Origin of the sequence: Streptomyces sp. NPDC127177 (assembly GCF_042672475.1) — a bacterium.
Taxonomy (GTDB): domain Bacteria; phylum Actinomycetota; class Actinomycetes; order Streptomycetales; family Streptomycetaceae; genus Streptomyces.
Window position 1 is genome coordinate 193,297 of record NZ_JBHXUW010000001.1, and the last position, 21,571, is coordinate 214,867.

A 21,571-nucleotide genomic window follows, 5' to 3' on the forward strand; every position below is an offset into this window, starting at 1 on the left:
CTCCGGGCGGAGGGTCTTCCGTATGAGCCCAACCGACACCGTCTCCCGGACAACCGGTACCCCGGCCGGCCGTCGGGCCTGGTACGTCGCGGCTGTCGCCTGCCTCGCCATCGTCGTGACCGGTGCCTTCTCCACCGTGCCGGGGCTGCTGGTCACGCCCCTGCACGAGGAATACCACTGGTCGCGCGGCTCCATCGGCTTCGCGACCTCGGTGAACATGGTCCTCTACGGCCTGACCGCGCCCTTCGCCGCAGCGCTCATGGACCGCTTCGGTGTCCGCCGGATCGTCTTGGCCGCCCTCGCGACCGTCGCGGGCGGCGCCCTGCTCACCACGGTCATGACCGCCGCGTGGCAACTCACCCTGTACTGGGGCCTGCTCGTCGGTCTCGGTACGGGCTCGACAGCCATGGCCTTCGGGGCGACCGTCACCAACCGCTGGTTCACCAGCAGGAAGGGCCTGGTCACCGGCGTCCTCGCCGCGGGCAGCGTCTTCGGGCAGATGGTGTTCCTCCCCGTACTCTCGCGGATCATCGAGCGCTACCAATGGCGTCCCTCGCTGGTCACCCTGGCGCTCGCCGCCCTCGCGACGGTGCCCCTCGTCCGGTTCGTCCTGCGTGATCACCCGGCGGACATCGGCCGCAGACCCTACGGCTGCGACACCTTCGTCCCCAAGCCGCCGCCGGCCCGGGGTGCTGCGGGCCGAACCCTGCGCGTACTGCGCGACAGCGCCGCGACCGGGCCGTTCTGGCTGCTCGCTTCCGCCTTCGCCGTCTGCGGAGCCTCCACCAACGGCATCATGTGGACGCACTTCACCCCCGCCGCGCACGACCACGGCATGCCCGCCACCACCGCGTCCGGTCTGCTCGCGGCCATCGGCGTCTGCAACGTCGCGGGCACCGTCCTCTCGGGGTGGCTGACCGACCGCCGGGACGCGCGCCGACTCCTCGCGGGCTGCTTCGCCCTGCGGGGTGTGCTCCTGCTGCTCCTCCCGATGACGATGGCCGCCACCGTCCGGCCGTCGATGATCGCCTTCGTCGTGCTCTTCGGCCTGCTGGACCTGGCGACGATCCCTCCCGTGCTCGCCCTGTGCCGGGAGTTCTACGGTGACGAGAGCGCCATCGTCTTCGGCTGGCTCAACGCAGCCCACCAGATCGGGGCGGCCCTCGTCGCCTTCCTCGGCGGCGTCGCCAGGGACGCCCTCGGCAGCTACGACACGGTCTGGGTGGCGCTCGGAGCCCTTTGCGCCGTGGCCGCCCTGCTGTCCCTCGTCGTCCGCCGCGCGCCGTCGCCCTCGTAGGCGAACCCGGAGGCCGTTGGGCCGGTACTCAGCGCGGCTGGTGCGATCCCGGAGTGTGCCCGAAGGCGCGACGGAAGACATCGATGAACGCACTGGCGGACGACCAGCCGCACCTATGGGCCACGGTGGTCACCTGGTTGTTCTCGGCCAGCAGCACCAGGGCGTGGTGCAGGCGCAGTTGGGTGCGCCACTGCGGAAAGGTCATGCCGAGATCGGCCTTGAAGAGCCGGGACAGGGTGCGGGCGCTCGCCCCGACCTCCCTGCCCAGGGCGGCCAGGGTGCGCCCGTCGGCGGGATCCTGACGCAGGATCGCGCAGACGGCCTTCAGCTGAGGGGCGACCGGGGCGGGCAGGTGCAGGGGCTCCTGGTCCGACGACCGCAGCTGATCGAGCAACACGGCCCGCAGCCGCCCGCGTTCGGGGCTCCCGTCGTACGGGGTGCGCGTGTGGGCGAGGATCAGTTCACGCAGGAGGGGGCCGACCGTCAGCACGGTCGGCCCGTCCAGGCCGAGTGGGTTGTCGCTCGCCGGGAGACCGACCAGGTGCAGATCGATTTCGCCGTGCGCCTGATGGGCGTGGACGGTGCCGGCCGGTACCCAGATGGCACGAGTGCCCGGCGCGATCCACGAACCCGTGCTCGTCGTCACGGCCAGCACTCCACGGCCCGCGTAGACGATCTGGTGGTCGTCGTGACGGTGGGCGTCGATGGCCGCTCCGGGCGCCATCCACTGGGTGCGGGTCGGCGCTACCGGCTCGTGGCGGATTTCCGTCATTGGTTGGCAGCATATCGGAAGCACGACACGGGGGCCGGCGATGAACATGGCGATGTGCCAAGGAACAAGACCATCATCATGTTGTCGGTCGGTCATGCCTGCGTGGACATCTACCAGGGCGCCGTCGCCTCCCTCGTTCCGTTCTTCGTCGCCGAGCGTGCCTACGGCTATGCCGCGGTATCGGGCGTCGTACTCGCCGCCTCCCTGCTCTCCTCGGTCGCCCAGCCACTGTTCGGCGTGCTCACCGACCGCTGGGCGATGCCCTGGCTCCTGCCCGTGAGCACGATCCTCGGGGGTGTGGGCATCGCCCTGAGCTGCATGAGCGGTTCCTACGCCCTGACGCTGACGTTCGTGGCGGTGTCGGGCGTCGGTGTCGCCGCCTACCATCCCGAGTCCGCCCGTGTAGCGCGGCTGGTCAGCGGGGGAAGCCACACGGCGATGGGCTGGTTCTCGCTCGGGGGCAACCTCGGCTTCGCGGCGGCGCCTCTCATGGTCACCACGGTCGTCGCGTCCGGAGGGCTGCGCCTGGCCCCGCTGTTCGTCGTGCCGGCTCTCGTCGGCAGTGTGCTGTGCCTGCCGGTGCTGCGTGCGATGCGGAAGACCGTACTAGGCGGACCGGGCGCGGCGGCCGGCGCGGGCGCCGACGACAGGGCCTCGTTCGTGAAGCTGTCGCTGGCAGTGGTCTGCCGGTCCGTCGCCTTCGTCGGCCTGAGCACCTTCATCTCGCTCTACGTCCAGCAGCGGCTGGGAGGCGGTACGGCGGAGGGCACGGCGGCGCTGTTCGTGCTCTATCTCGGTGGCGCGGTCGGCTCCGTGCTGGGCGGCGGCCTGGCCAACCGCTGGGACCGGGTCGTGGTCGCCCGCCGGTCGTACCTCGTCACCGTCGCCGCCGTCGCGGGAATCGTGTTCGTGCCCGGCCCGGCGATCTACGTATGCGTGATGCTGACCTCCGTCGGCCTGTACATCCCCTTCTCGCTCCAGGTCACGCTCGGCCAGGACTACCTGCCCACACGCGTCGGCACGGCGAGCGGGATCACCCTGGGGCTGACCGTCAGCATCGGCGGCCTGGTCAGCCCCCTCATCGGCAGCGTCGCCGACGCGACCTCCCTGCGCACCGCCCTGTCACCCCTGATCGTGATGCCCGCGCTGAGCTGGCTGTTGTTCCGCGCCCTGCCCGAACCCACCGCACCGAAGCCCGCGGCGGTGGCGCGGCACGCCGGAGACGACACGGGCGCCGGGCTCTCCCGCGTGCGCGATCCCGGCTGACCGGACCTGTGCCCCGCACGCCCGGCCACTCGGCGGCGGGGGAAAGCCGTGGCGCCGTCTACGGGGACGGACGGTCCAGGAAGGCCCTCACCGTCACGCCCAGTTCCGCCTGGTGCGTGATGTAGAAGTCGTGGTGGCCGTCGATCGTCACGACCCGCGTGCCGGGCCGGAGCCGGACCATCTCCTCCGCGTGCCGGGGCGGGACGACCGTGCTGCGCCCGCCCCGTACCACCATCAGTGGCTGTTCGGCGGCCGTGAAATCGCCCCACCAGTCGCCGCGGAGAGCGGCCTTGGCGGCGTGGACCTCGTCCGCCCGCCACAGGAAGCGCCAGCCCTCCGGCTCCTCCACGGCGCTCTCCGTGAAGTGCCGGGGCTCGTCCACGAACGCGAGCGCGTCCAGCATCGCGCGCATGCTCGGGAAGTGGGTCGGCAACGCGGCCAGCCGGTCCTCGCCGGTCGGTACCCGGTACTCCGCCGGAAAGTCCACCACGACCACGGCCGAGACCAGTTCCGGTCGTCTCGCGGCCAGTTGGTAGGCGTTGATGCCGCCCAGCGAGTGTCCGACGACCGCGACGGGGCCCAGTCCCAGGTGTCCGACGAGCGCCGCCGCGTCGGCGACGAAGCCGTCGCGCCCGTAGTCGTCGGGATGGTCGGAGAGGCCGTGTCCGCGCTGGTCGAGCGCGATGAGCCGGTACTCGGGGCCGAGGTGGCCGGCGAGCCCGAGCATGGAACGGCCACGCCCGTAGGAGCCGTGCAGTGCCAGGACGGGACGGCCCGGGCCGCCCGTGTCGAGATAGGCGAGCCGTATGCCGTCCGGGGTGCGGAAGTGCTGCGTGGTCACGGTCTTCATATATTTGACTCTAACAGAGGTATCTCTATTAGAGTCAAAACTCGATGGGGCGGCTACCCTGGGCGGGTAGGACGACCGTGAAGTACGCACCCCGGAGGCTCGGTGCTCACCCTCTGCATCCTCGGATTCCTCAACGAGGAACCTCTGCATGCGTACGACCTGCGTGCCCGCATCTCCGGACTCAGCGGCCATGTGCGCCCGGTGAGTGACGGCGCCCTCTACCCGGCCATCAAGCGACTGGAAGCCGCCGGGCACCTCACCCGCCACACGGAGCCCGGCGAACGGGCCACGCCCCGCCAGGTCCTCACCCTCACCGAATCGGGCCGTGCCGAACTCATGCGCCGTCTGCGCGAGCCGGCCGAGACCGAGATCACCGACCGCAACTCCTTCTTCGTCCTGCTCGCCTTCCTCGGCCGGCTGCCGGACCCCGCCGACCAGGCCCGCGTACTGCGTCGCCGCCTCGCCTTCATGGACGAGCCGGGCAGCTACTTCTACGAGGACGGCCGCCCGCTGCGCGTCCGCGACGTGACGGACCCCTTCCGCCGCGGCATGCTGCAACTCGCCCACGCGGCCAGCAAGGCCGACCGCGACTGGCTGGAGCGGACCATCGCCGAGCTGTCGCACGACAGCCGGGGCCCGTCCTGAAAGTGGTGTCGTCCGCCCGGCCGGGCGGACGACATCGAGAACAGGCCCCGGGCAGCGTCGAGCGGCACCGGATCGATCCTCCGGCCCCGGTCAGCGGTTCCTTGGCCGACAGCTCGTGGAGTTCGATAGATTCCGGAGCATGAGCGTGGAGACCGAGATCGTTCGCGAGGCGACCGATGAGCTGGTGGAGGCGTTCGCCCGCCTCCTTCCGCAGCTGTCGTCCACTGCCGAGCCCCTGGACCGCGCGGCCGTGGGAAGGCTGACGGGCTGCGCCACCAACACCCTGCTGGTGGCCCGGATCGAAGGGACGATCGTCGGGACACTGACGTTGGTCGTGTCGCCCCTGCCCTCCGGCTCACGGGCCCACATCGAGGACGTGGTGGTCGATGCCGGGGCCCGCGGGCACGGTGTCGGCGGAGTGCTGATCGACAGGGCCCTGCGTCTGGCGGCCGACGCCGGAGCGCGCACCGTCGACCTGACGTCGCGTCCCTCGCGCGAGGCGGCCAACCGGCTCTACGAACGAGCGGGATTCCGGCGAAGGGAATCGATGGTCTACCGGTTCACCCCGGGCTGACGGTCCCACGCCGGCGGGAGCCGGCTTGACCCTCCCCTTACGTCAGGCCCGAGGCTGTGTGCTGACGAAAGGGCTGGTGGATGAGTTACTCAGTGGGACAGGTCGCGGCACTCGCGGGGGTGACGGTGCGAACGCTGCACCACTACGACAAGGCGGGGCTGCTCTCGCCGAGCGGCCGCAGCCCCGCCGGCTACAGGTTCTACAGCGATGCCGATCTGGCGCGCCTCCAGCAGATCCTCTTCTACCGCGAGCTCGGCTTCTCCCTCGAAGAGATCGCCGCGATACTCGCAGATCCCCAGGCGAACGCCCTGGAGCAATTGAGGTCCAGACAAAGGCAGCTGGGCGCCGAGATCGCCAGGCTGCAGCAGCTCGCCGAGGTGGCGGAGCGGGCCATCGAGGTCCAGCAGACCGGAGTGTCCCTGACCCCCGAGGAGCGGTTCGAGGTCTTCGGTGAGATCGCCTTCGACCTCAGCTACGCCACCGAGGCCGAGCTGAAGTGGACGCACTCGCGGGGGAGCCGCGAGGCGATGTCGAGCGCCGCCGCCCACACCAAGGAGGACTGGCGGCAGCTCATGGGCGAGGCCGGCGCGTGGCGCGCGGAGCTGTTCGAGGCCTTCGACGAGGGGGAACCGAGCGACGGCGAGCGGGCCATGGACCTCGCGGAGGAACACCGTCTGCACATCTCGCGTTGGTTCACCTCCTGCCCGCCCGACATGCACCGGCGCATCGCCGACGACTTCGTCGCCGACCCCCGCGCCTTCGCCCTGGTGGTACCGCCCTCGCAGCAGCGTCAGGGACTTGCCGCGTACGTGTGCAAGGCGGTTCACGCCAACGCGGCCCGCCACCCCGGCGGCCGCACCGGCTCCGAGGAGGAGCGATGCGAATCCTGATCGCCGCGGCCGGATCGCGCGGAGACGTCGCCCCGTACACGGGCCTGGGCGCCGAACTGCGCCGGGCGGGGTACGACGTGGCCCTCGCCACCAACGAGACCTTCGCTCCCCTCGTGCGCGCGGCCGGGCTGGAGTTCCGTAGCCTCCCAGCGGGCACACGGACGAGCGGCGGTGTCACGGACAGGCGTGAACTGATGCGCACCGCCGCCGCCTTCGTCACCGAACTGGGCCGGGGCTTCGCCGACGCGGTGGCCGGTGGGACGGATCTGCTCCTCCTGTCGACCACCACCGCCCCACTCGGCTGGCACCTTGCCGAGGCCACGGGAACACCGAGCCTCGGGGTGTACCTTCAGCCCACCGCACCGACCGGCGACTTCCCGGCCGTCGTCACGGGCTCCCGCTCGCTGGGCCGCCTCGCCAACCGGGCAGGCGGACGCTTCGCCCTCCGGATGGCCGACCGCGTCTACGCGCAGGCGGTCCTGGATCTGCGACAGCGCCTCCAACTGCCCCCGGCCACCGCCTCCGCGACGCGCCGGCGGCGCGACGGGGCCGGCTGGCCCGTCCTGCACGGCTTCAGTACGGCGCTGGTGCCCCGCCCCGCCGACTGGCGTACCGGCCTGGAGGTCGTGGGTAACTGGTGGCCCCATTCCGATGCCGCCCAACGGCTGCCCCAGGACCTGGAGGACTTCCTGCGAGCCGGCCCCAGGCCGGTGCTCGTCGGTTTCGGAAGCATGGCGGGCGGTGACGGGGAGCGGCTGAGCGCGATCGCCGTGCGCGCCCTGCGCCGCGCGGGGCTGCGCGGCATCCTCCAGGCCGGGAGCGCGGGGCTGGTGGCCGATGACGACGACGTGCTCACGGTGGGGGACGTCCCGCACGCCCTGCTCTTCCCCCGGCTGGCCGCGGTGGTCCACCATGCCGGGGCCGGGACGTCGGCCGCCGCCCTGCGCGCGGGGGTGCCCGCGGTCACCGTGCCGGTGACCGCCGACCAGCCGTTCTGGGCGGCCCGGCTCGCCGCGCTGGGGGCGGCATCCGAACCGATCCCCTTCCGTTCCCTCACCGCCGAGCGGCTCGCCGACTCACTCGGTCGCGTCGTCGAGCAGCGGATGTACGCGCGTGCCGCGGCGGGAGCGGCCCGGCACATGGCGGCCGAGGACGGAGCCGCGCACGTACTCGCGGCCGTCCGGCGGCTGACCGGGGCGTGACCCGGTCCTGTCAGTGGCCGCGGCCGGCACCCCGTCGGTTCGCGGCGAAGCGGGACGGGGGCAGTCCGAAGGTGCGCGTGAAGGCGGCGGTGAACGAGGCGGGGGATGCGTACCCGAGACGGCCGCCGACCTCGCTCACCGACGCCGTCCGCAGCATCGGGACGGCCGCGAGCAGGCGGGCGCGGGCGCGCCAGACGGCTGGGCTGTCGCCGGTCTCGGCGCGGAAGAGACGAGTGAAGGCCCGTTCGCTCATGGCTGTTCCGGCCGCCCACTCGGCGTTGGTGACACGGGCGTCCGGGGCGGCCAGATACGCGCGGCAGAGGCTCGCGAGCTCGGCGGAGGCGGGAATCCCGACGTGGAACGGGAGCGGGGCGCGCTCGGCGATCTCGTACAGCAGGAGCGCGGCCACAGCTCCCTCCCGCCCGGAAAGGCTGTAGTCGGCCCCGAACTCGACAGCGGTCAGGAGCAACTCGCGCAGCAGCCCGGAGACGTCGACGACCGTGCAGGCCACGGGCCACCAGGGGACGGCCTCCGGCTCGATGTACAGACTCCTGGTGCTCACCCCCAGCATGCGCACCCGATGCCGGGTGGCGGCCGGAATCAGCACGGCCCGCTCCGGCGGCACGGTCCAGCTGCCCTCGGCGGTGTCGACGATCATGACGCCGGTGGCGCCGTAGAGGAACTGCGCCCGCCGGTGCTCGTGCCAGTCCAGTACGTGGCCGGGAGGGTAGTCGGTGCCGATCGGCAGGACGGCGATGTCGACGTGGTCGACATCGGCGAGGGGCACGTTCTTCACCCCTCCACCGTACTGGCCGAGACGCGAAGGAATGCTGCCGGGCATCGCATGCGAGCACGCCGTCCGGGCTGGTGGAGTGGAGCCCATGGATGTGGTGGCATTGGTCGGGATCGGTCTCCTCACCGGGCTGACGACGGTGTTGTTCGGGTTCGGCGGCGGATTCGTGGCGGTGCCGGTCGTGGTGTGGGCGGATGCCGCACTCGGCGGGGACGCGATGCGGGTGGCGACGGCCACCTCGGCCCTGGTGATGGTGGTGAACGCGGGCTTCGCCACCGCCGTCACACCGAGGCGGGTCCTGCACGAGCTCCGCGGCAGCGGCACCCTGCTCGTCCTGTTGGCGGCGGGCGCCTCGGCCGGAGCCCTCGCTACCCGGCTGGCCCCGGCCGGACCGGCCCGCTGGGCCTTCATCGCGTACGTGGCACTCACCATCGCCGACCTGCTCCTGCGCCCCGGATTCCTGCGGCCGCCCACCCGGGTCGATGCCGCCTCCGACGCTCCGCGTCCGCTGCCCGCCCTCCTCGGCGCACCGGTCGGGGCGGTCGCCGCCTTCCTCGGCGTGGGTGGCAGCGTCATGACCGTCCCCGCCATGCGGCGGGCCGGGCACTCGATGCGGGTGGCGACCGCGCTGGCCAACCCCCTCACCCTCGCCATCGCCCTTCCGGCCACCGCCGTGTCCCTGGCAGGCGGCTCGGTGCCCGCCGCCGCGGACACGCACGTGCACCTGGTCGGTCTCGTCGACCTGCGTACCGCGTCGGCCCTGCTCCTCGGCGCGCTCCCGATGATCGCGGTACTGCGGCGGCGCCCGCCACGCATCCCCGACCGCACCCACGCCTGGGCCTACATCGGACTGCTGGCCGCTGTGACGGTCGCGATGCCGCTCTCGGCCTGAGGCCGACCGCCGATGGTCCGGGTCCGGCCGCCGACCGGTGCGAAGCGGTGGCGGCGGCCGGGAACCGTGCCCACGGACCGGTGACAGCGACGCGCAGTTCCCGTCAAGGGAGCAGGCCGGCTCCGAGCGGCTGGGAGTCCCTCCCGGCCGGTGCCATGGCCCGCGCCACCTCGTGCGCGTGGCGCGCGAACAACTCGATCGCCCGGCTGCTGCCGCCGGACCGCCACATCAGGCCGTATCCGAGGGGTTCGTCACCCTCGACCGGTACGTACGCGACGCCAGGACGACCGTGGTACAGCGGCATATGGGCTCCCGCCAACAGCGCCCCCTGGCCACCGGCGACCAGCGCCAGCGCCTCCTGGATGTTGGTCACGGCCGGCCCCCGCTCGATCGGAAGGCCGCCGGGCGTGTGCGTCGGCCGCTGGTGCTCCTTCCAGTACTCCGGAACGCTTCCCTCGACGGCCAGCAACGGCACACCGGCCAGCTCCTCCAGCGTCACCGGCCCCCGCCCGGCCAGCGGATGCCCGGACGCGACGGCCAGCACCCTGCTTTCGGTGAGCAGCGTGGGACCCCGCGTCAGATCGGCCTCGCGTGCGGGGAAGTCCGCCAGCTGGAGGTCGTACTCCCCTCTGCGCAGCATCCCGTACGGGTCGCAGAGCGGCACCTCGCACACCTCCACGGCGAGTTCGGGATGTCCGGCGCGCAGCCGCTCGGCCGTCCGCATCACCATCTCTCCCGCCAGGGGCGTGGAGAAGCCGACGAACAGCGTCCCCCCGATGGCGCGCCCCGCGGAGACCGCCCGGGCCAGCGCCTCCTGAAGGCCCACGTAGTGCGGTTCGAGGTCGTCGCGGAGGCGTACGCCCAGTTCGGTGAGGGCCACCCGACGGCTGGTACGCGTGAACAGCGGTGCTCCGACCCGCCGTTCCAGCCGCTGGATGAGCTGGCTCACCCGGGCACGGGACAGGTGCATTCGGTCCGCCGTACGGCCGAAGTGCAGCTCCTCGGCGAGGACGAGAAAGGAACGGAGTTCGTTCTGGTCCACGTGCGTCTCCAGGGTGTGGGGAGGGACCGGGGATCGGTAAGCCTGGCTGAACAACCGTTGCGATCATCGCTGTTGTTCCCCGATACGGCGTGGCGAAGGCTGGAGGCACCGAAACCGCCTCGTACTCCGGAAGGAGTCCATCGTCATGAGTTCCCTGAGCGCCGCAGAGGATATGGACGCGCGAAAGTGGGGCATCCTGCTCGTCCTGTGCGGCGCCATCTTCCTCGAAGGCGTGGACGTGGCCATGCTCAATGTGGCACTGCCGTCGATCCGTGCCGATCTCGGCCTGTCCACAGGCGAGTTGCAGTGGGTCATGAGCGCCTACGTCCTCGGCTACGGCGGCTTCATGCTGCTGGGCGGACGGGCGGCCGACCTGTTCGGCCGCCGTCGGATGTTCCTCGGCTGGCTCGCAGTGTTCCTGCTCTTCTCCGGGCTGGGCGGCCTCGCCACCGAAGGGTGGATGCTGATCCTGGCCAGGTTCGTCACGGGCGTCGCCGCCGCCTTCATGACACCGGCCGGTCTGTCCGTCATCACCACCGGATTCGCCGAGGGACCGCAGCGGAACAAGGCGCTGCTGATCTACTCGGGCACTGCTGCCGGTGGGTTCACGATCGGGCTGGTGGCGGGCGGGCTCCTCACCGGGATCGGCTGGCGGTGGGTCTTCTTCGCCCCGGTGGTGCTGTCCTTCGCCATCCTGGTCGCCGCTGTCGTCCTCGTTCCCCGGTCGGGGCGTCCCGACCGGTCGGGCAAACGCCTCGACGCGGCCGGGGCGCTCACCGTCACCGCCGCCCTCGTACTGATCGTGCTGGGAGTCGAACGCGCGGCGCACACCGGGATCGTCCTCAGCCTGGCCACGATCCTCGCCGGCCTGGGACTCCTCGGCATCTTCCTCCTCGTCGAACGCCGTGCGGCCGAACCCCTGGTGCGCCTGGGCATCTTCCGCAGCGGCGTCCTGCTGCGGGCCAATCTCGTGGCGATCCTGTTCGCGGCCGGATTCTTCGGATTCCAGTTCCTGGTGGTGCTCTACCTCCAGGAACTGCGCGGCTGGACAACGCTCCGGACGAGCTTCGCGATGCTGGTCATGGGGATCGACGCCGTTCTCTCCCCGATCCTCACCCCACGGCTCGTCGCCCGCTTCGGCAACGCGAGGGTGATCCTCGGCGGTCTCGTACTCGGTGTGCTGTCCTACGGACTGTTCCTCCCGCTGGGAGCGGACTGGAGTTACGCGGCGATGGTCCCGAGCTTCCTCATCCTCGGGCTCTGCTTCGCCCTGTCGTACGGCCCGCTCACCATCGTGGCCACGGACGGGGTCGCCGACGAGGAACAGGGGCTCGCGGGCGGTCTCCTCTACACCGCCTTCCAGTTCGGTGCGGCCGTTGGGCTGTCGGCCGTCACCGCCGCCTGCGTCGCCGCCACCCGGGGGGACACACCCGCCGCCGTGCTGGACGGATACCGGGCCGCCCTGCTCGTCCCGTTCGCGACGGCCGTCGCCGCGGCGGTCATCGGCTCATTCGGCCTCCGGGCCCGCCGCGACGGGTCACCGCCCGCCGCTGCGGGCGAGACGGTCGGGACCGCCACGGTCCCTGCCGCCCGCTGATCGCGGCGCGCGTCCGCTCACTCCGCCGCTGCCAGGAGCGCCGTACGGGCTTCCAGCGCGGCGGAGAAGCGGTCGGTGACCTCGGCCAGCGCCTCGGCGGAGCCCGGGGCGACGGTCAGCGCACCGTCATGGCCGACGGTGATGTCCTTGTCGAGCGTGAACCACCCGGGCACTATGTGCGCGGCGCCCATGGAGCTCAGCACCGGGCGCAGCGCGTAGTCGATCGCCAGGACGTGGGCCAGGCTGCCGCCGGTGGCCAGCGGCAGCACGGTCTTGCCGGTCAGCGCGTACTGGGGGAGCAGGTCGAGCAGCGACTTCAGGAGCCCGGAGTAGGCGGCCTTGTAGACCGGGGTGCCGATCACCACCCCGTCCGCCCGCTCGAACAGTTCGGTGGCCGCGACGATCGCCGGATGGCCGAACTGCGCGCCCAGGAGGGCGTCCGCGGGCAGGGTGCGGACCTCCAGCGAGGTCACCTCGTGCCCCTGGTCCCTCAGCCGCTGGTCCAGGTCACGCAGGAGCCGCGCGGTACGGGAGGTCGAGGAGGGACTTCCGGAGACGGACAGGACGGTGGCCATGCGGGCACCTTTCGGGTCGGTGGTTCGGACGGGCCGGACGACGGTTTTGGCGGGACGCGGCTCGGGACGGTGCGGCCGGACGGCGGCGCTCACCACGCACTGGACTCCACCGCGATCACGGGGGTCAGCTCGTTGCGCAGTGTCTCCAGGAAGGTGATGACCTCGGCCGCCACCGAGCGGTGCTGGAGGTCGTTGAGCACATCGTGATGGGCATCCCGGACCACCGAGAGGCGGGCCCGGGAAAGGGACTTCGCGGTACGGGACACGGCATCCCGGTCGGCGAGCGGATCGGCGTCGCCCACGAGGACCAGCGCCGGGACACCCACGTCGCCGCCGTACGCGGCCGTGAGCAGGGCGTCGGGCACCACGTCCTGGAGGGAGCCCCGCCGCACCCCGGCATCCTCGGTGAGTGCGACCCGGTGCGCGGGACAGAAGGTGCGTACGTCGAGTTCCTCGTCCCAGGTGCCGGCCCCGCCGGCCGTGTGCCCCGGGAGCCCGGCGAGAACGACGGCGTCCGGCCGCCGGGCGGCAGGAGTCTCCTCCCGGCCGAGGAGCGCGGCCACCGCGGCCGCGCCGGTGTCGGCGCCGACGAACACGACGGGCTGGACGACACCGTCCTGTGCCGCCGTCCCTTCGAGCGCCTCGACGAGCCGGGCACCGAATCCGGTCAGCGAGCCGCTCACGTCGTCGGCGTCGATCTCCGGCGGTTCGATGACCCGGACCCGGTAGGCGTCGGCGGCCAGACGCCGACCGAACCGGGCATAGGCCGCCCGGGTCTCGCCCCGGCCGGGCACCACGAGGACGGTGCCGCGGACACGGAGGCCCTCCGGGCCGAAGTGGTCGCTGTACTCGGGCATTTCAGACTCCTGCGGGTTCGGTGGCTGGTTCGGCCGCGGACCGGGTGACGGTGGTCGCGGGCTTCCAGCCGAGGGCCGGTGCCACCTCGGTGGCGATGAGTTCGAGGGCCCGGACGGCGGCGTCGTGGTCGGGGACCGCGGGGTTGAACTGGGTGATCAGATCCGTCGCGACCGGCAGGACCTTCTCCTGCCGGAGGGCGGCGACGATCTCCTCGGGGGCGCCGTGGAAGGCGTGGAAGCGCCGCAGCGCCTCGTCCACGCCCAGCCCCTTGGGAAAGGACCCACTCTCGGCCATGCGCAGGGCGGCCCGGTGGACGTCGTCACCGATCAGGCGGAGTGCCGTGCGCTTGTCCTTGGCGGGGAAGACGAACCGGGAAAGGCCGATCCGAGGCCGGCGAGGCTGGTCCCAGGCGGCGAGGAAGGCGTCGGCCCAGGGGCGCTGTACCTCGTCCGTGGGCGCCTCGAAACCGTAGGCCGCCCGGTTGAGGAGCAGGTTCGAGCCCCCGGCCGCCGCGTACGCCGCACCGCTTTCGCTGAAGACGCCCTGCCAGATCCGGTCGCCGAAGTCGTCGGCGGCCGGCTGGATACGGAAGCCGGGCGCACCCACTTCCTCGTTGGCCAGGGCCGCCCGCAGCACCTGGAGGTTCTCGGTGGTCAGCTCACGCCTGCGGGCGAAGTCCTTGCCGAGGGCGGCGTACTCGGGGGCGGCCGCTCCACTGCCGACACCGATCTCGACGCGTCCGCCGCTGAGCAGATCGACGGTGGCGACGTCCTCGGCGAGACGCACCGGGTCCTCCAGCGGGAGGATCGTGATGGCGGTGCCGAGCCGGATCCGGCTGGTCCGTGCAGCGGCGTGTGCCAGGAAGGGCCACGGCGAGGACAGGCCGCCTCCGCCCCGGGTGACGTGGTGCTGGGCGACCCAGCCGACGTCGAAGCCGAGTTCGTCGGCGGCGACGAAGAGTTCCTGGGCGTTGCGGTACGTCCGGGCCAGGTCGTCGCCCCTGCCCTGGACGTGGGTGAGGAAGCCGAGTCTGAAGCGCGGTGTCCCGTCGGTCATGAGGTGAATGCCTTTCAGCGATCGGGCGGTGATCAACAGCCGTCCGCAGCAGTGCCGTGGGGCGGCCCGGAGCTCAGGGCTCGGCGGACTCAGTCGCGTACGAGCTCGCGCCGGAGCGTGTGCCGGTTGGCGGCGAAGGGCAGGCCGAGATTGCCGCGCAGGGTGTCGGCCTCGTACTCCGTGCGGAACAGACCGCGCTTCTGCAGGAGCGGAACCACGCCGTCGACGAAGAGACCGAGGTCGTCGTTGTTCCGGAAGGCGAGGTTGATGCCGTCGAAGGTGCCCGCGTCGAACCACTGCTCGATGGTGTCGGCGACCGTCTCCGGGGCGCCGACGAACGGCGAGCGGCGGAACGCGTTGACCGACTCCGCGACCTGGCGAAGCGTCAGGTTCTCCGCGCGGGCGCGCTCGATGATCTTCGCGGCGCCCGTTCGGCCGCCCTTCTCCGCGAGGTGGGAGACGTCCGGGAAGGGCGCGTCCAGGTCATGGCCCGCGAAGTCGTACGCCCCGAAGGAGCGCCCCAGGAGCGCGAGGTTGCTGTCGAAGTCGTTGTCCTCCTCGAAGATCTCCCGCTCGCGGTCCCTGGCATCCTTGTCGGTCGCGCCGACGATCGGGCCGCCGTGGATGAACACCTTGATGTGCTCGGGGTCGCGGCCGTAGGCCGCTGTGCGCCGCTTGATGTCGGCGTAGTACTCCTGGGCCTGTTCCAGGGAACCGCCCGGGGCGTAGATGCCCTCGGCCACCCGCGCGGCGAGATCGCGCCCCTCGGGCGAGACACCGGCCTGGAAGATGACCGGCTGGCCCTGCGGCGAACGGGAGAGGTTGAGGGGGCCGGCGACCTTGAAGTGCTCCCCGGCGTGGTCGAGCGCGTGCAGCCGGGCCGGGTCGAGGAAGACGTCGCGCTCCACGTCGGCCGGGAAGGCGTCGTCCTCGTAGGAGTCCCACAGGCCCCGGGCGACCTCGACGAACTCCAGCGCCCGGCCGTACCGCGTCGCGTAGTCCAGGTGCTCGTCCAGCCCGTAGTTCTTGGAGGTGCCGGTGTCGAAGCTGGTCACCACGTTCCATCCGGCGCGCCCGCCGCTGATGTGGTCCAGGGAGGCGAAGCGGCGGGCGAGGTTGAAGGGCGAGTTGTACGTCGAGCTCGCCGTGCCGACCAGGCCTATGTGCTTGGTGTGGGTGGCCACCGCGGACAGGAGCGTGAGGGGCTCCAGCCGGTTGAGGTAGTGCGACGGGTAGGTGCTGTTGATGAACTGGCTGTCGACGATGAAGAGCGCGTCGAAGAGCGCGTGTTCGGCCGCCTGGGCCTGCTGGATGTAGTAGTTGATGTCGATGCTGGCGTTCTTGGCGACGCGCGGGTCCTTCCACAGACCGTGCTGTCCGGGGCCTCCGACGCCGTAGGGGTGCAGTGCGAGATGGATGGTTCGGGACATGGCTGTTCCTCTCGGGAGGTTTGCGGAGTTGTTCGGGGCCGGGGCGTAGCTGATACCGCCGTGCTCAGGCGTTGAGCAGGGCGCGCAGGGCCTCGCGCTCGGACCGGTCTGCCGCGCCCGTGCGCAGGGTCGGCGCCGAGCTGACGAGCAGCCGGGTGTAGGCGTGCCGGGGGTGGTTGATGACGTCCGGGGAGGCACCGACCTCGACGAGTTCGCCCCGGTAGAGCACCGCGATGCGATCGGCGGTCCCCGCCACGGACCCGAGGTCGTGGGAGATGAGGACGAGGGCCACACCGGTGGCTCGTAGCTCCTTGAGGATCTCCAGGACCTTGACGCGGTTGGCGGAGTCCAGCGCGCTGACCGGTTCGTCGAGGATGACCAGCCGGGGCTCGGTGACCAACGCCCTGGCCACGGCGACACGTTGGCGCTGACCACCGGAGAGCTCGCCGGGCAGCCGCTCGAACAGTTCTCCGGAGAGGTGGACGCGGTCCAGGAACGACCGGGCCCGCGCGGTCGCCTCCTTGCGCGTGACGCCCTGCACGAGCAGGGGTTCGGTCAGGGAGTCCTCGACGGTGAGATCCGGGTCGAGGCTGCGCAGCGGATCCTGGAAGACGTACTGGACGACACCGCGGCGACGCAGGGTGCGCCACTGACGGCGGCCGAAGGCGCTCACGTCCTCGCCGTCGATGAGCACCGATCCGGCCGAGGCCGGCACCAGGCCCAGAACGGCGCGGGCGAGGGTGGACTTGCCCGATCCCGTCTCGCCGATGAGACCCACGGTCTCGCCGGGTGCGACGCTCAGCGAGACTCCGTGCAGGGCGCGGCGGCGCCGGCGGCCCCGCCCGTAGCGCACCTCCAGCCCGCTGACGTCGAGCACCGGCCCGGCGTCTCCAGCACGACCCGCCGACGCCGACGCCGACGCCGTCTCCGCTTCTGCTTCCGCTTCCGCTTCCGTGAACTCGGTGGTCACGACGCCTCCTTCGGGGCGAGGAACTTCTCCAGGCCGTACTGGTCGTGCTCGGCGATGAGCAGCCGGGTGTACTCGTGCTGCGGATCGTGGAGCACCGCCCGTGTCGGGCCGTGCTCCACCACGTCGCCCTGCTTCATCACGAGGACCTCGTCGCACAGCTGGGCGACGACGGCCAGGTCGTGGGAGACGACCACGAGCGCCAGTCCGGTCCGCTCCCGCAGCTCGGCGAGCAGATCGAGGATCTCGGCCTGGACGGTGACGTCGAGGGCCGTGGTGGCCTCGTCGGCGATGAGGGTGCGCGGTTCGACGGCGATGGCCGCCGCGATCAGCACGCGCTGGAGCATGCCCCCCGACAGTTCGTAGGTGTACTGGCCGTACACCAGCTCCGGGTCGCGCAGGCGCACGGCCCGGAGCAGTTCGACGGCACGGTGCCGTGCCTCGCGCCGCTTCAGCCCCAGCTTGGCGCGCAGCACCTCGGCGATCTGGGCGCCCACGCGGATCGACGGGTTGAGGTAGGAGGCAGGGTCCTGGAAGACCGCGCCGATCGTGGCGCCGCGCAGTTCCGTCCACTGCCGGGACGTGAGGTTCGCGATGTCGGTACCGTCGATCTCGATCGAGCCGCCGGAGACCTCGAAGTGCGTGGGCAGGATGCCGAGCGCGGCCCGGCAGGTGAGCGTCTTGCCGCTGCCGGACTCGCCGACGATGCCGACCGCCTTGCCGGGAGTGAGGTCGAAGGTGACTCCGTGGACGATCTCCCGGTCGGCGACGCGGTCACTGATGCGCACGTCGCGGAGCGAGAGCACCGGCGCGGCCGTCGGACCGGGCGGGCCCGCGGTGACGGCGGGCTCGGCCTGCCCGGGAGCGATGTTCTGGGACACGGTCGTCACAGGGAACCTCCGGTGGGGACGGGGCTGCTCCGGTCGAGGCGGTTGGCACGGGCCTTGCGGTTGTTGACCAGGGCCCGTCCGGCCTCGCCGGAGACGTCGCGGATGGCGTCGGCGAGGAGGTTGCAGGCCCAGACGGTGATCATGATCAGCAGGGCGGGCGCCAGCGGCGCCCACGGCTGGTGACTGAGGTAGCCGAGGTCGGAGGCGAGCAGTCCGCCCCAGGTGGGCGCCGGAGGCTGCACGCCGATCCCGAGGAACGTCAGGCTCGACACGATGACGAATCCGACACCGATGGTCTGCGCGAGTGCGATCGCGATCGGCGGAAGCACCTTGACCCAGACGTGACGCCTTACGACCCAGCCGACCGAGGCACCGGAGATGATCGCGGCCTCCACATACGGGGAGCGGGCGACGGCCAGCGTCGCCGCGCGGGACACCCGGTAGAAGAGAGGTGAGACCAGTGCTCCGGTGACGAGCATCGCCTGGGTGAGGCCGTTGCCCAGCAGGGCGATCACGGCGATGGCGAACAGCAGGAAGGGCAGGGCTACGAGCGTGTCGGCCAGGCGGAGGGTGAACCACTCGAAGGCCCGGCCGAGGTAGACCGACAGGATGCCAGGCACGGCGCCGACGGCCAGGGCCGTGAGAGCGACCTCCAGTGAGCCGAGCACGCTGACGCGCGAGCCGTCCAGCAGACGGCTGAGCACGTCACGGCCGAGGTAGTCCGTGCCCAGCCAGTGGGCGCCCGAGACATCGGCGAGCGGGTTGTCGCTGGTGGTCAGGGGATTCTGCGGAGCGAGCCACGGTCCGAGCACCGCAAGCAGTGCGATCACCACGAGGATGACGACGGCGATCCGGCCGGACACGAGGGCGAGCACGCGGCGCACCATGGTCACACCCCCCGCTGCGATGCCGGCATCACGCGTGCCAGCACCAGATTGATGATCAGGTTGAAGGAGACGACCAGCACGATCGACACCACGAGGACCCCCTGCACCGCTGGCACGTCACCGGCCTGGGCGGAGTCGTTGGCGAATCTGCCGAAGCCCTGGAGGCCGAAGATCCACTCCGTGACGACGGAAGCGCCGACCAGTGCGGGGAACTTCTGGCCGAGCGTGGCGAGCGCGGGCCCCAGACCGTTGCGCAGCACATGCCCGAAGAAGATCCGCCGGGGGCTCAGCCCCCGTACCACCGCTCCGGTCACGTAGTTCTCGTCGTAGGCCGAGATGAGGCTCGTACGGAGCTGGCGGGCGACGTCGGCGATGACGTCGAAGCTCAGCGCGAGCGCGGGGAGGGTGATGTGGGCGAGCCAGCGGCCGAAGCCCTGCTCCGCCGGGATGTAGCCGGCCGACGGGAACAGATGGAGTCCGACCGCGAGGACCGCGACCAGCACGATGCCGACGACGAAGGCCGGCATCACCGAGATCACGGTGACGAACCCCGTGATCGCGCGGTCGACGACGGTGGTGCGCCGGAGGGCCGCCAGGGTGCCGAGGCCGAACCCGGCGACCACCCCGATGATGAGTGCGAACGTGGCGACCGACAGGCTCACCCCCAGACCGAGGCCGATCAGGGTGGAGATGTCGGCCCCGTTGACCCAGCTGGTGCCGAGCTGTCCGTGCAGAACACCGGTGAACCAGTCCCAGTACTGGGACAGGAAGGGCTTGTCGAGGCCCCACTGTGCCTCGATCCGGTGGATCGCCTCGGGGGTCGCCTCCTCGCCCAGCTGGATACGCGCCGGGCTGAGTCCGCTCAGCGAGCGCAGGGCGAACGTCACGAACGTCGCGACCAGGAAGACGGGTACGAAGATCGCGACCGACCGGCCGAGGGCGGCCAGGACCCGGCCCGCAGCGTGCCGGGCCCGGGCCGCGGCGAGCCCGCGACGGCGGGCAGGAGCCACCGGTGGAGCGCTCGTCGTCATGGGGCTTGCCCCTCTCTCTTCATCGAATGCATGTCAGTTGCCTAGTGCGACGGCTCAGTCGGTGCCGTTGACGGTCACGCCGGTCCAGTCGATGTGCGCCGGGTTCTTCGGCAGCCCGGAGATCTGCTTGCTCTTGGCGAAGAGGTTCGGCGCGGAGTACGTGAAGACGAGCGCCCTGCTCCCGAGGCCGGCCCGGGTCGCCTTCTGAAGGGTTTCGGTGTACTTCGGCGAGTCGAGCGGCGTCCGGCGGACCTTGGCCACGGCCTCCTCGAAACCGGCCGGCTCGTACGGAGTGCTGAGGTTGAGCGGGCCGTTGGGGCCGAAGTGGGCCGTGAGGGTCTGGACGGCGGAATCGCGGCCCGTGGTCGAGTACAGCGAGAACGTCAGGTTCTTCGCGAAGAACGGGGTGGCCCAGTTCTTGTCGATCTTGATGGTCACCTTGATGCCCACCGCGGCCAGCTGCGACTGCACGATCTCTGCCTGCGGGTCCTCCGCCGGTACGACCAGGCTGAGCTTGATGTCGCCGGCCTTGTGCCCCGCTTCGGCCAGCAGTTGCCTGGCCTTGTCCGGGTCGAAGGGGTAGGCGTTCTCCGACTTCGGGTCGTAGGCGACGTATCCCTTCGGGAAGGGCTGGTTGGTCACCTCGCCGTAGCCGAAGGTCAGCTTGTCGACGAACTCCTTGCGGTTGACCGCGTAGCGGACGGCGTCGACGACCCGGTCGTCGTCGAACGGCGCCTTGTTGACGTTGAGGCTGATGTTGGAGGCGTTGAAGCCCGGCTGCGAGAAGACGTCCAGCCCGGCCTTCTTGGCGGCGTCCGCCTGGCTCGGATCGAGGTCCGCGAAGTTGTAGACACCGGTCTGCAGGCCGGAGACGACCGTCGAGGCATCGGGGGCGGAGTTCAGCTCGACGTCATCGATGTGGATGTTCTTCGCGTCCCAGTAGTCGGGGTTCTTCGTCAGGACCGCCTTGGTGCCGGGGACCAGCTGCTTGACGACGAACGGCCCCGCTCCGACCGGGTTCTGGTCCAGCGCGGCCGGGTTCTTCGCCGCCTTGGGGCTGGCGATCTGCAGGACGCGCTCGCCGAGCAGCTGCGGTATCTGGTAGTCGACCTGGCTGAGGTGGAGAACCGCGTCCAGTCCGTCGGCGTCCACGGACTTGATCGACGTCAGGTCGCCGAAGAGAGCGGAGTTCTTCTGCTTCTTGGCCCGTTCGACGGCGGCCTTGACCGCGCGGGCGTCGACCGGTTCACCGTCACTGAACTTCAGACCGGGGCGCACGTGAAAGGTGATCCGGTCGCCGGCGGCGTTGTACTTCCAGCTCTCGGCGAGGTCGGGAACGGCCTTGCCGGTCTCGTCGGTCCGTGTCAACGAGGCGTACACCAGGGAGAGTTCGCGGAACTGGGCTCCGCTCCCGGAGACCACCGGATCCCAGTGGGCGGGGAAGTAGGAGGAGGCCCACTTCAGTGTGGCGCTGCCGGCCGAGGCCGAGACGTCGCCGCCGCAGGCGCTCAGGGCAGGCGTGAGAAGAGCGACGAAGGCTGTTCCCAGGGCCGCGGACCGGAGGCCACCGGCCCGTCGGGCCGGCCGGACGTGGTGTCCGGGGCGGAGCGTCGTGAGTCGAGGGGACATCTCATTCTCTCTGTGACAGCCCCGCTCTGTTCCGGCCCGGATCGGGGCGCGGGAGGTCGGGGGAGGGGAGGCGGCTCGGCCCCCGCGCCGGACCGCTGGCCGGCACACGGGCGTGCGGACAGGGGAGGCGGGGCAGGCCTTCGGGCACGCGGGCGGGCCGGCCCTCGGCCAGGGGTGGGCGGGGAGGAGGGTGGAGACCCGGCCGTGCGTGGGACGGCGCTCCGGAAGGAGCGCCTGGGCTCAGGGGTGGGCCGGGGTGCGGGTTCCGGCGCGCGACGGTGCGCGGCGGAGCGCGAAGGCGGAAGTGCGGGGGACAGGCGCGGCTCGGCGCGGCAACGGGCAGTCAGTGCTGCCGGCGGGCGTCAGGCGGGGCCTGTGGATCGGAGCGGTGGCCGATCAGCGACAGAGTGCGCTGGAGGTGCGCCGAA

21 protein-coding genes are annotated in these 21,571 nt (G+C 71.4%); 8 read left to right on the forward strand and 13 right to left on the reverse strand.

The window, feature by feature from the left end:
• Positions 1–22: 22 nt before the first annotated feature.
• On the forward strand, positions 23–1,297 hold the full coding sequence (locus ACFVJX_RS00805) for an MFS transporter (RefSeq protein ID WP_384123587.1): 1,275 nt from the start codon (positions 23–25) through the stop codon (positions 1,295–1,297).
• Positions 1,298–1,325: 28 nt separating this feature from the next.
• On the opposite strand, the gene ACFVJX_RS00810 is transcribed toward ACFVJX_RS00805, so the two are convergent.
• Entirely contained in the window at positions 1,326–2,069 is a 744-nt protein-coding gene (locus ACFVJX_RS00810; RefSeq protein ID WP_384123585.1) for an AraC family transcriptional regulator, read from the reverse strand.
• 54 nt (positions 2,070–2,123) lie between these two features.
• On the opposite strand from ACFVJX_RS00810, the gene ACFVJX_RS00815 reads away from it, so the two are divergent.
• Entirely contained in the window at positions 2,124–3,335 is a 1,212-nt protein-coding gene (locus tag ACFVJX_RS00815) for an MFS transporter (RefSeq protein ID WP_384123583.1), read from the forward strand.
• Positions 3,336–3,393: 58 nt separating this feature from the next.
• Here the strand turns inward: ACFVJX_RS00815 and ACFVJX_RS00820 are convergent, their stop codons facing one another.
• Positions 3,394–4,185 carry an alpha/beta fold hydrolase gene (locus ACFVJX_RS00820; protein WP_384123581.1) on the reverse strand — a complete coding sequence of 264 codons (792 nt, stop codon included), beginning with the start codon at positions 4,183–4,185 and terminating at the stop codon, positions 3,394–3,396.
• A gap of 102 nt (positions 4,186–4,287) precedes the next feature.
• Between ACFVJX_RS00820 and ACFVJX_RS00825 the strand changes: the two genes are divergently transcribed.
• From ACFVJX_RS00825 to ACFVJX_RS00840, 4 genes are all read left to right on the forward strand, one after another.
• Positions 4,288–4,830, forward strand: a complete 543-nt coding sequence (locus ACFVJX_RS00825; RefSeq protein WP_384123579.1) for a PadR family transcriptional regulator — start codon at positions 4,288–4,290, stop codon at positions 4,828–4,830.
• Positions 4,831–4,945: 115 nt separating this feature from the next.
• Complete coding sequence (locus ACFVJX_RS00830) at positions 4,946–5,404, forward strand: GNAT family N-acetyltransferase (protein ID WP_384123577.1); 459 nt, start codon at positions 4,946–4,948, stop codon at positions 5,402–5,404.
• Positions 5,405–5,484: 80 nt separating this feature from the next.
• Positions 5,485–6,294 carry a MerR family transcriptional regulator gene (locus ACFVJX_RS00835; RefSeq protein ID WP_384123575.1) on the forward strand — a complete coding sequence of 270 codons (810 nt, stop codon included), beginning with the start codon at positions 5,485–5,487 and terminating at the stop codon, positions 6,292–6,294.
• The gene (locus tag ACFVJX_RS00840) at positions 6,282–7,496 is read left to right on the forward strand and encodes a glycosyltransferase (RefSeq protein ID WP_384123573.1); all 1,215 of its coding nucleotides are present in this window, start codon (positions 6,282–6,284) and stop codon (positions 7,494–7,496) included. Before ACFVJX_RS00835 ends, ACFVJX_RS00840 begins: the two co-directional genes overlap by 13 nt.
• A 10-nt stretch (positions 7,497–7,506) precedes the next feature.
• Here the strand turns inward: ACFVJX_RS00840 and ACFVJX_RS00845 are convergent, their stop codons facing one another.
• On the reverse strand, positions 7,507–8,292 hold the full coding sequence (locus ACFVJX_RS00845) for an AraC family transcriptional regulator (RefSeq protein WP_384123571.1): 786 nt from the start codon (positions 8,290–8,292) through the stop codon (positions 7,507–7,509).
• An 85-nt stretch (positions 8,293–8,377) separates the two neighbouring features.
• Here ACFVJX_RS00845 and ACFVJX_RS00850 point away from each other — a divergent pair, with 85 nt between their 5' ends.
• Positions 8,378–9,181: a sulfite exporter TauE/SafE family protein gene (locus tag ACFVJX_RS00850; protein ID WP_384123569.1), complete on the forward strand. Its 804-nt coding sequence runs from the start codon at positions 8,378–8,380 to the stop codon at positions 9,179–9,181.
• Positions 9,182–9,284: 103 nt separating this feature from the next.
• Here the strand turns inward: ACFVJX_RS00850 and ACFVJX_RS00855 are convergent, their stop codons facing one another.
• Positions 9,285–10,223, reverse strand: a complete 939-nt coding sequence (locus tag ACFVJX_RS00855; protein ID WP_384123567.1) for a LysR family transcriptional regulator — start codon at positions 10,221–10,223, stop codon at positions 9,285–9,287.
• Between the two features lie 172 nt (positions 10,224–10,395).
• Between ACFVJX_RS00855 and ACFVJX_RS00860 the strand changes: the two genes are divergently transcribed.
• Complete coding sequence (locus ACFVJX_RS00860) at positions 10,396–11,820, forward strand: MFS transporter (RefSeq protein ID WP_384123739.1); 1,425 nt, start codon at positions 10,396–10,398, stop codon at positions 11,818–11,820.
• A 17-nt stretch (positions 11,821–11,837) separates the two neighbouring features.
• On the opposite strand, the gene ssuE is transcribed toward ACFVJX_RS00860, so the two are convergent.
• The 9 genes from ssuE to ACFVJX_RS00905 form a co-directional block, all read right to left on the reverse strand.
• Positions 11,838–12,395, reverse strand: a complete 558-nt coding sequence (ssuE, locus tag ACFVJX_RS00865; RefSeq protein WP_384123565.1) for an NADPH-dependent FMN reductase — start codon at positions 12,393–12,395, stop codon at positions 11,838–11,840.
• Positions 12,396–12,484: 89 nt separating this feature from the next.
• A complete protein-coding gene (locus tag ACFVJX_RS00870; protein ID WP_384123563.1) occupies positions 12,485–13,252 on the reverse strand; it encodes an alpha/beta hydrolase in 768 nt (255 codons plus the stop codon).
• A 1-nt stretch (position 13,253) separates the two neighbouring features.
• Complete coding sequence (locus tag ACFVJX_RS00875) at positions 13,254–14,309, reverse strand: LLM class flavin-dependent oxidoreductase (RefSeq protein WP_384123562.1); 1,056 nt, start codon at positions 14,307–14,309, stop codon at positions 13,254–13,256.
• An 89-nt stretch (positions 14,310–14,398) separates the two neighbouring features.
• On the reverse strand, positions 14,399–15,739 hold the full coding sequence (locus ACFVJX_RS00880) for an LLM class flavin-dependent oxidoreductase (RefSeq protein ID WP_384123560.1): 1,341 nt from the start codon (positions 15,737–15,739) through the stop codon (positions 14,399–14,401).
• 64 nt (positions 15,740–15,803) lie between these two features.
• Positions 15,804–16,616, reverse strand: a complete 813-nt coding sequence (locus ACFVJX_RS00885) for an ABC transporter ATP-binding protein (RefSeq protein ID WP_384123737.1) — start codon at positions 16,614–16,616, stop codon at positions 15,804–15,806.
• A gap of 89 nt (positions 16,617–16,705) precedes the next feature.
• The gene (locus ACFVJX_RS00890) at positions 16,706–17,596 is read right to left on the reverse strand and encodes an ABC transporter ATP-binding protein (protein ID WP_384123558.1); all 891 of its coding nucleotides are present in this window, start codon (positions 17,594–17,596) and stop codon (positions 16,706–16,708) included.
• Complete coding sequence (locus ACFVJX_RS00895) at positions 17,593–18,483, reverse strand: ABC transporter permease (RefSeq protein WP_384123556.1); 891 nt, start codon at positions 18,481–18,483, stop codon at positions 17,593–17,595. Before ACFVJX_RS00895 ends, ACFVJX_RS00890 begins: the two co-directional genes overlap by 4 nt.
• Before the next feature lie 2 nt (positions 18,484–18,485).
• Positions 18,486–19,514, reverse strand: a complete 1,029-nt coding sequence (locus tag ACFVJX_RS00900) for an ABC transporter permease (protein WP_384123554.1) — start codon at positions 19,512–19,514, stop codon at positions 18,486–18,488.
• Between the two features lie 54 nt (positions 19,515–19,568).
• A complete protein-coding gene (locus ACFVJX_RS00905; protein WP_384123553.1) occupies positions 19,569–21,143 on the reverse strand; it encodes an ABC transporter substrate-binding protein in 1,575 nt (524 codons plus the stop codon).
• Positions 21,144–21,571: the final 428 nt, after the last annotated feature.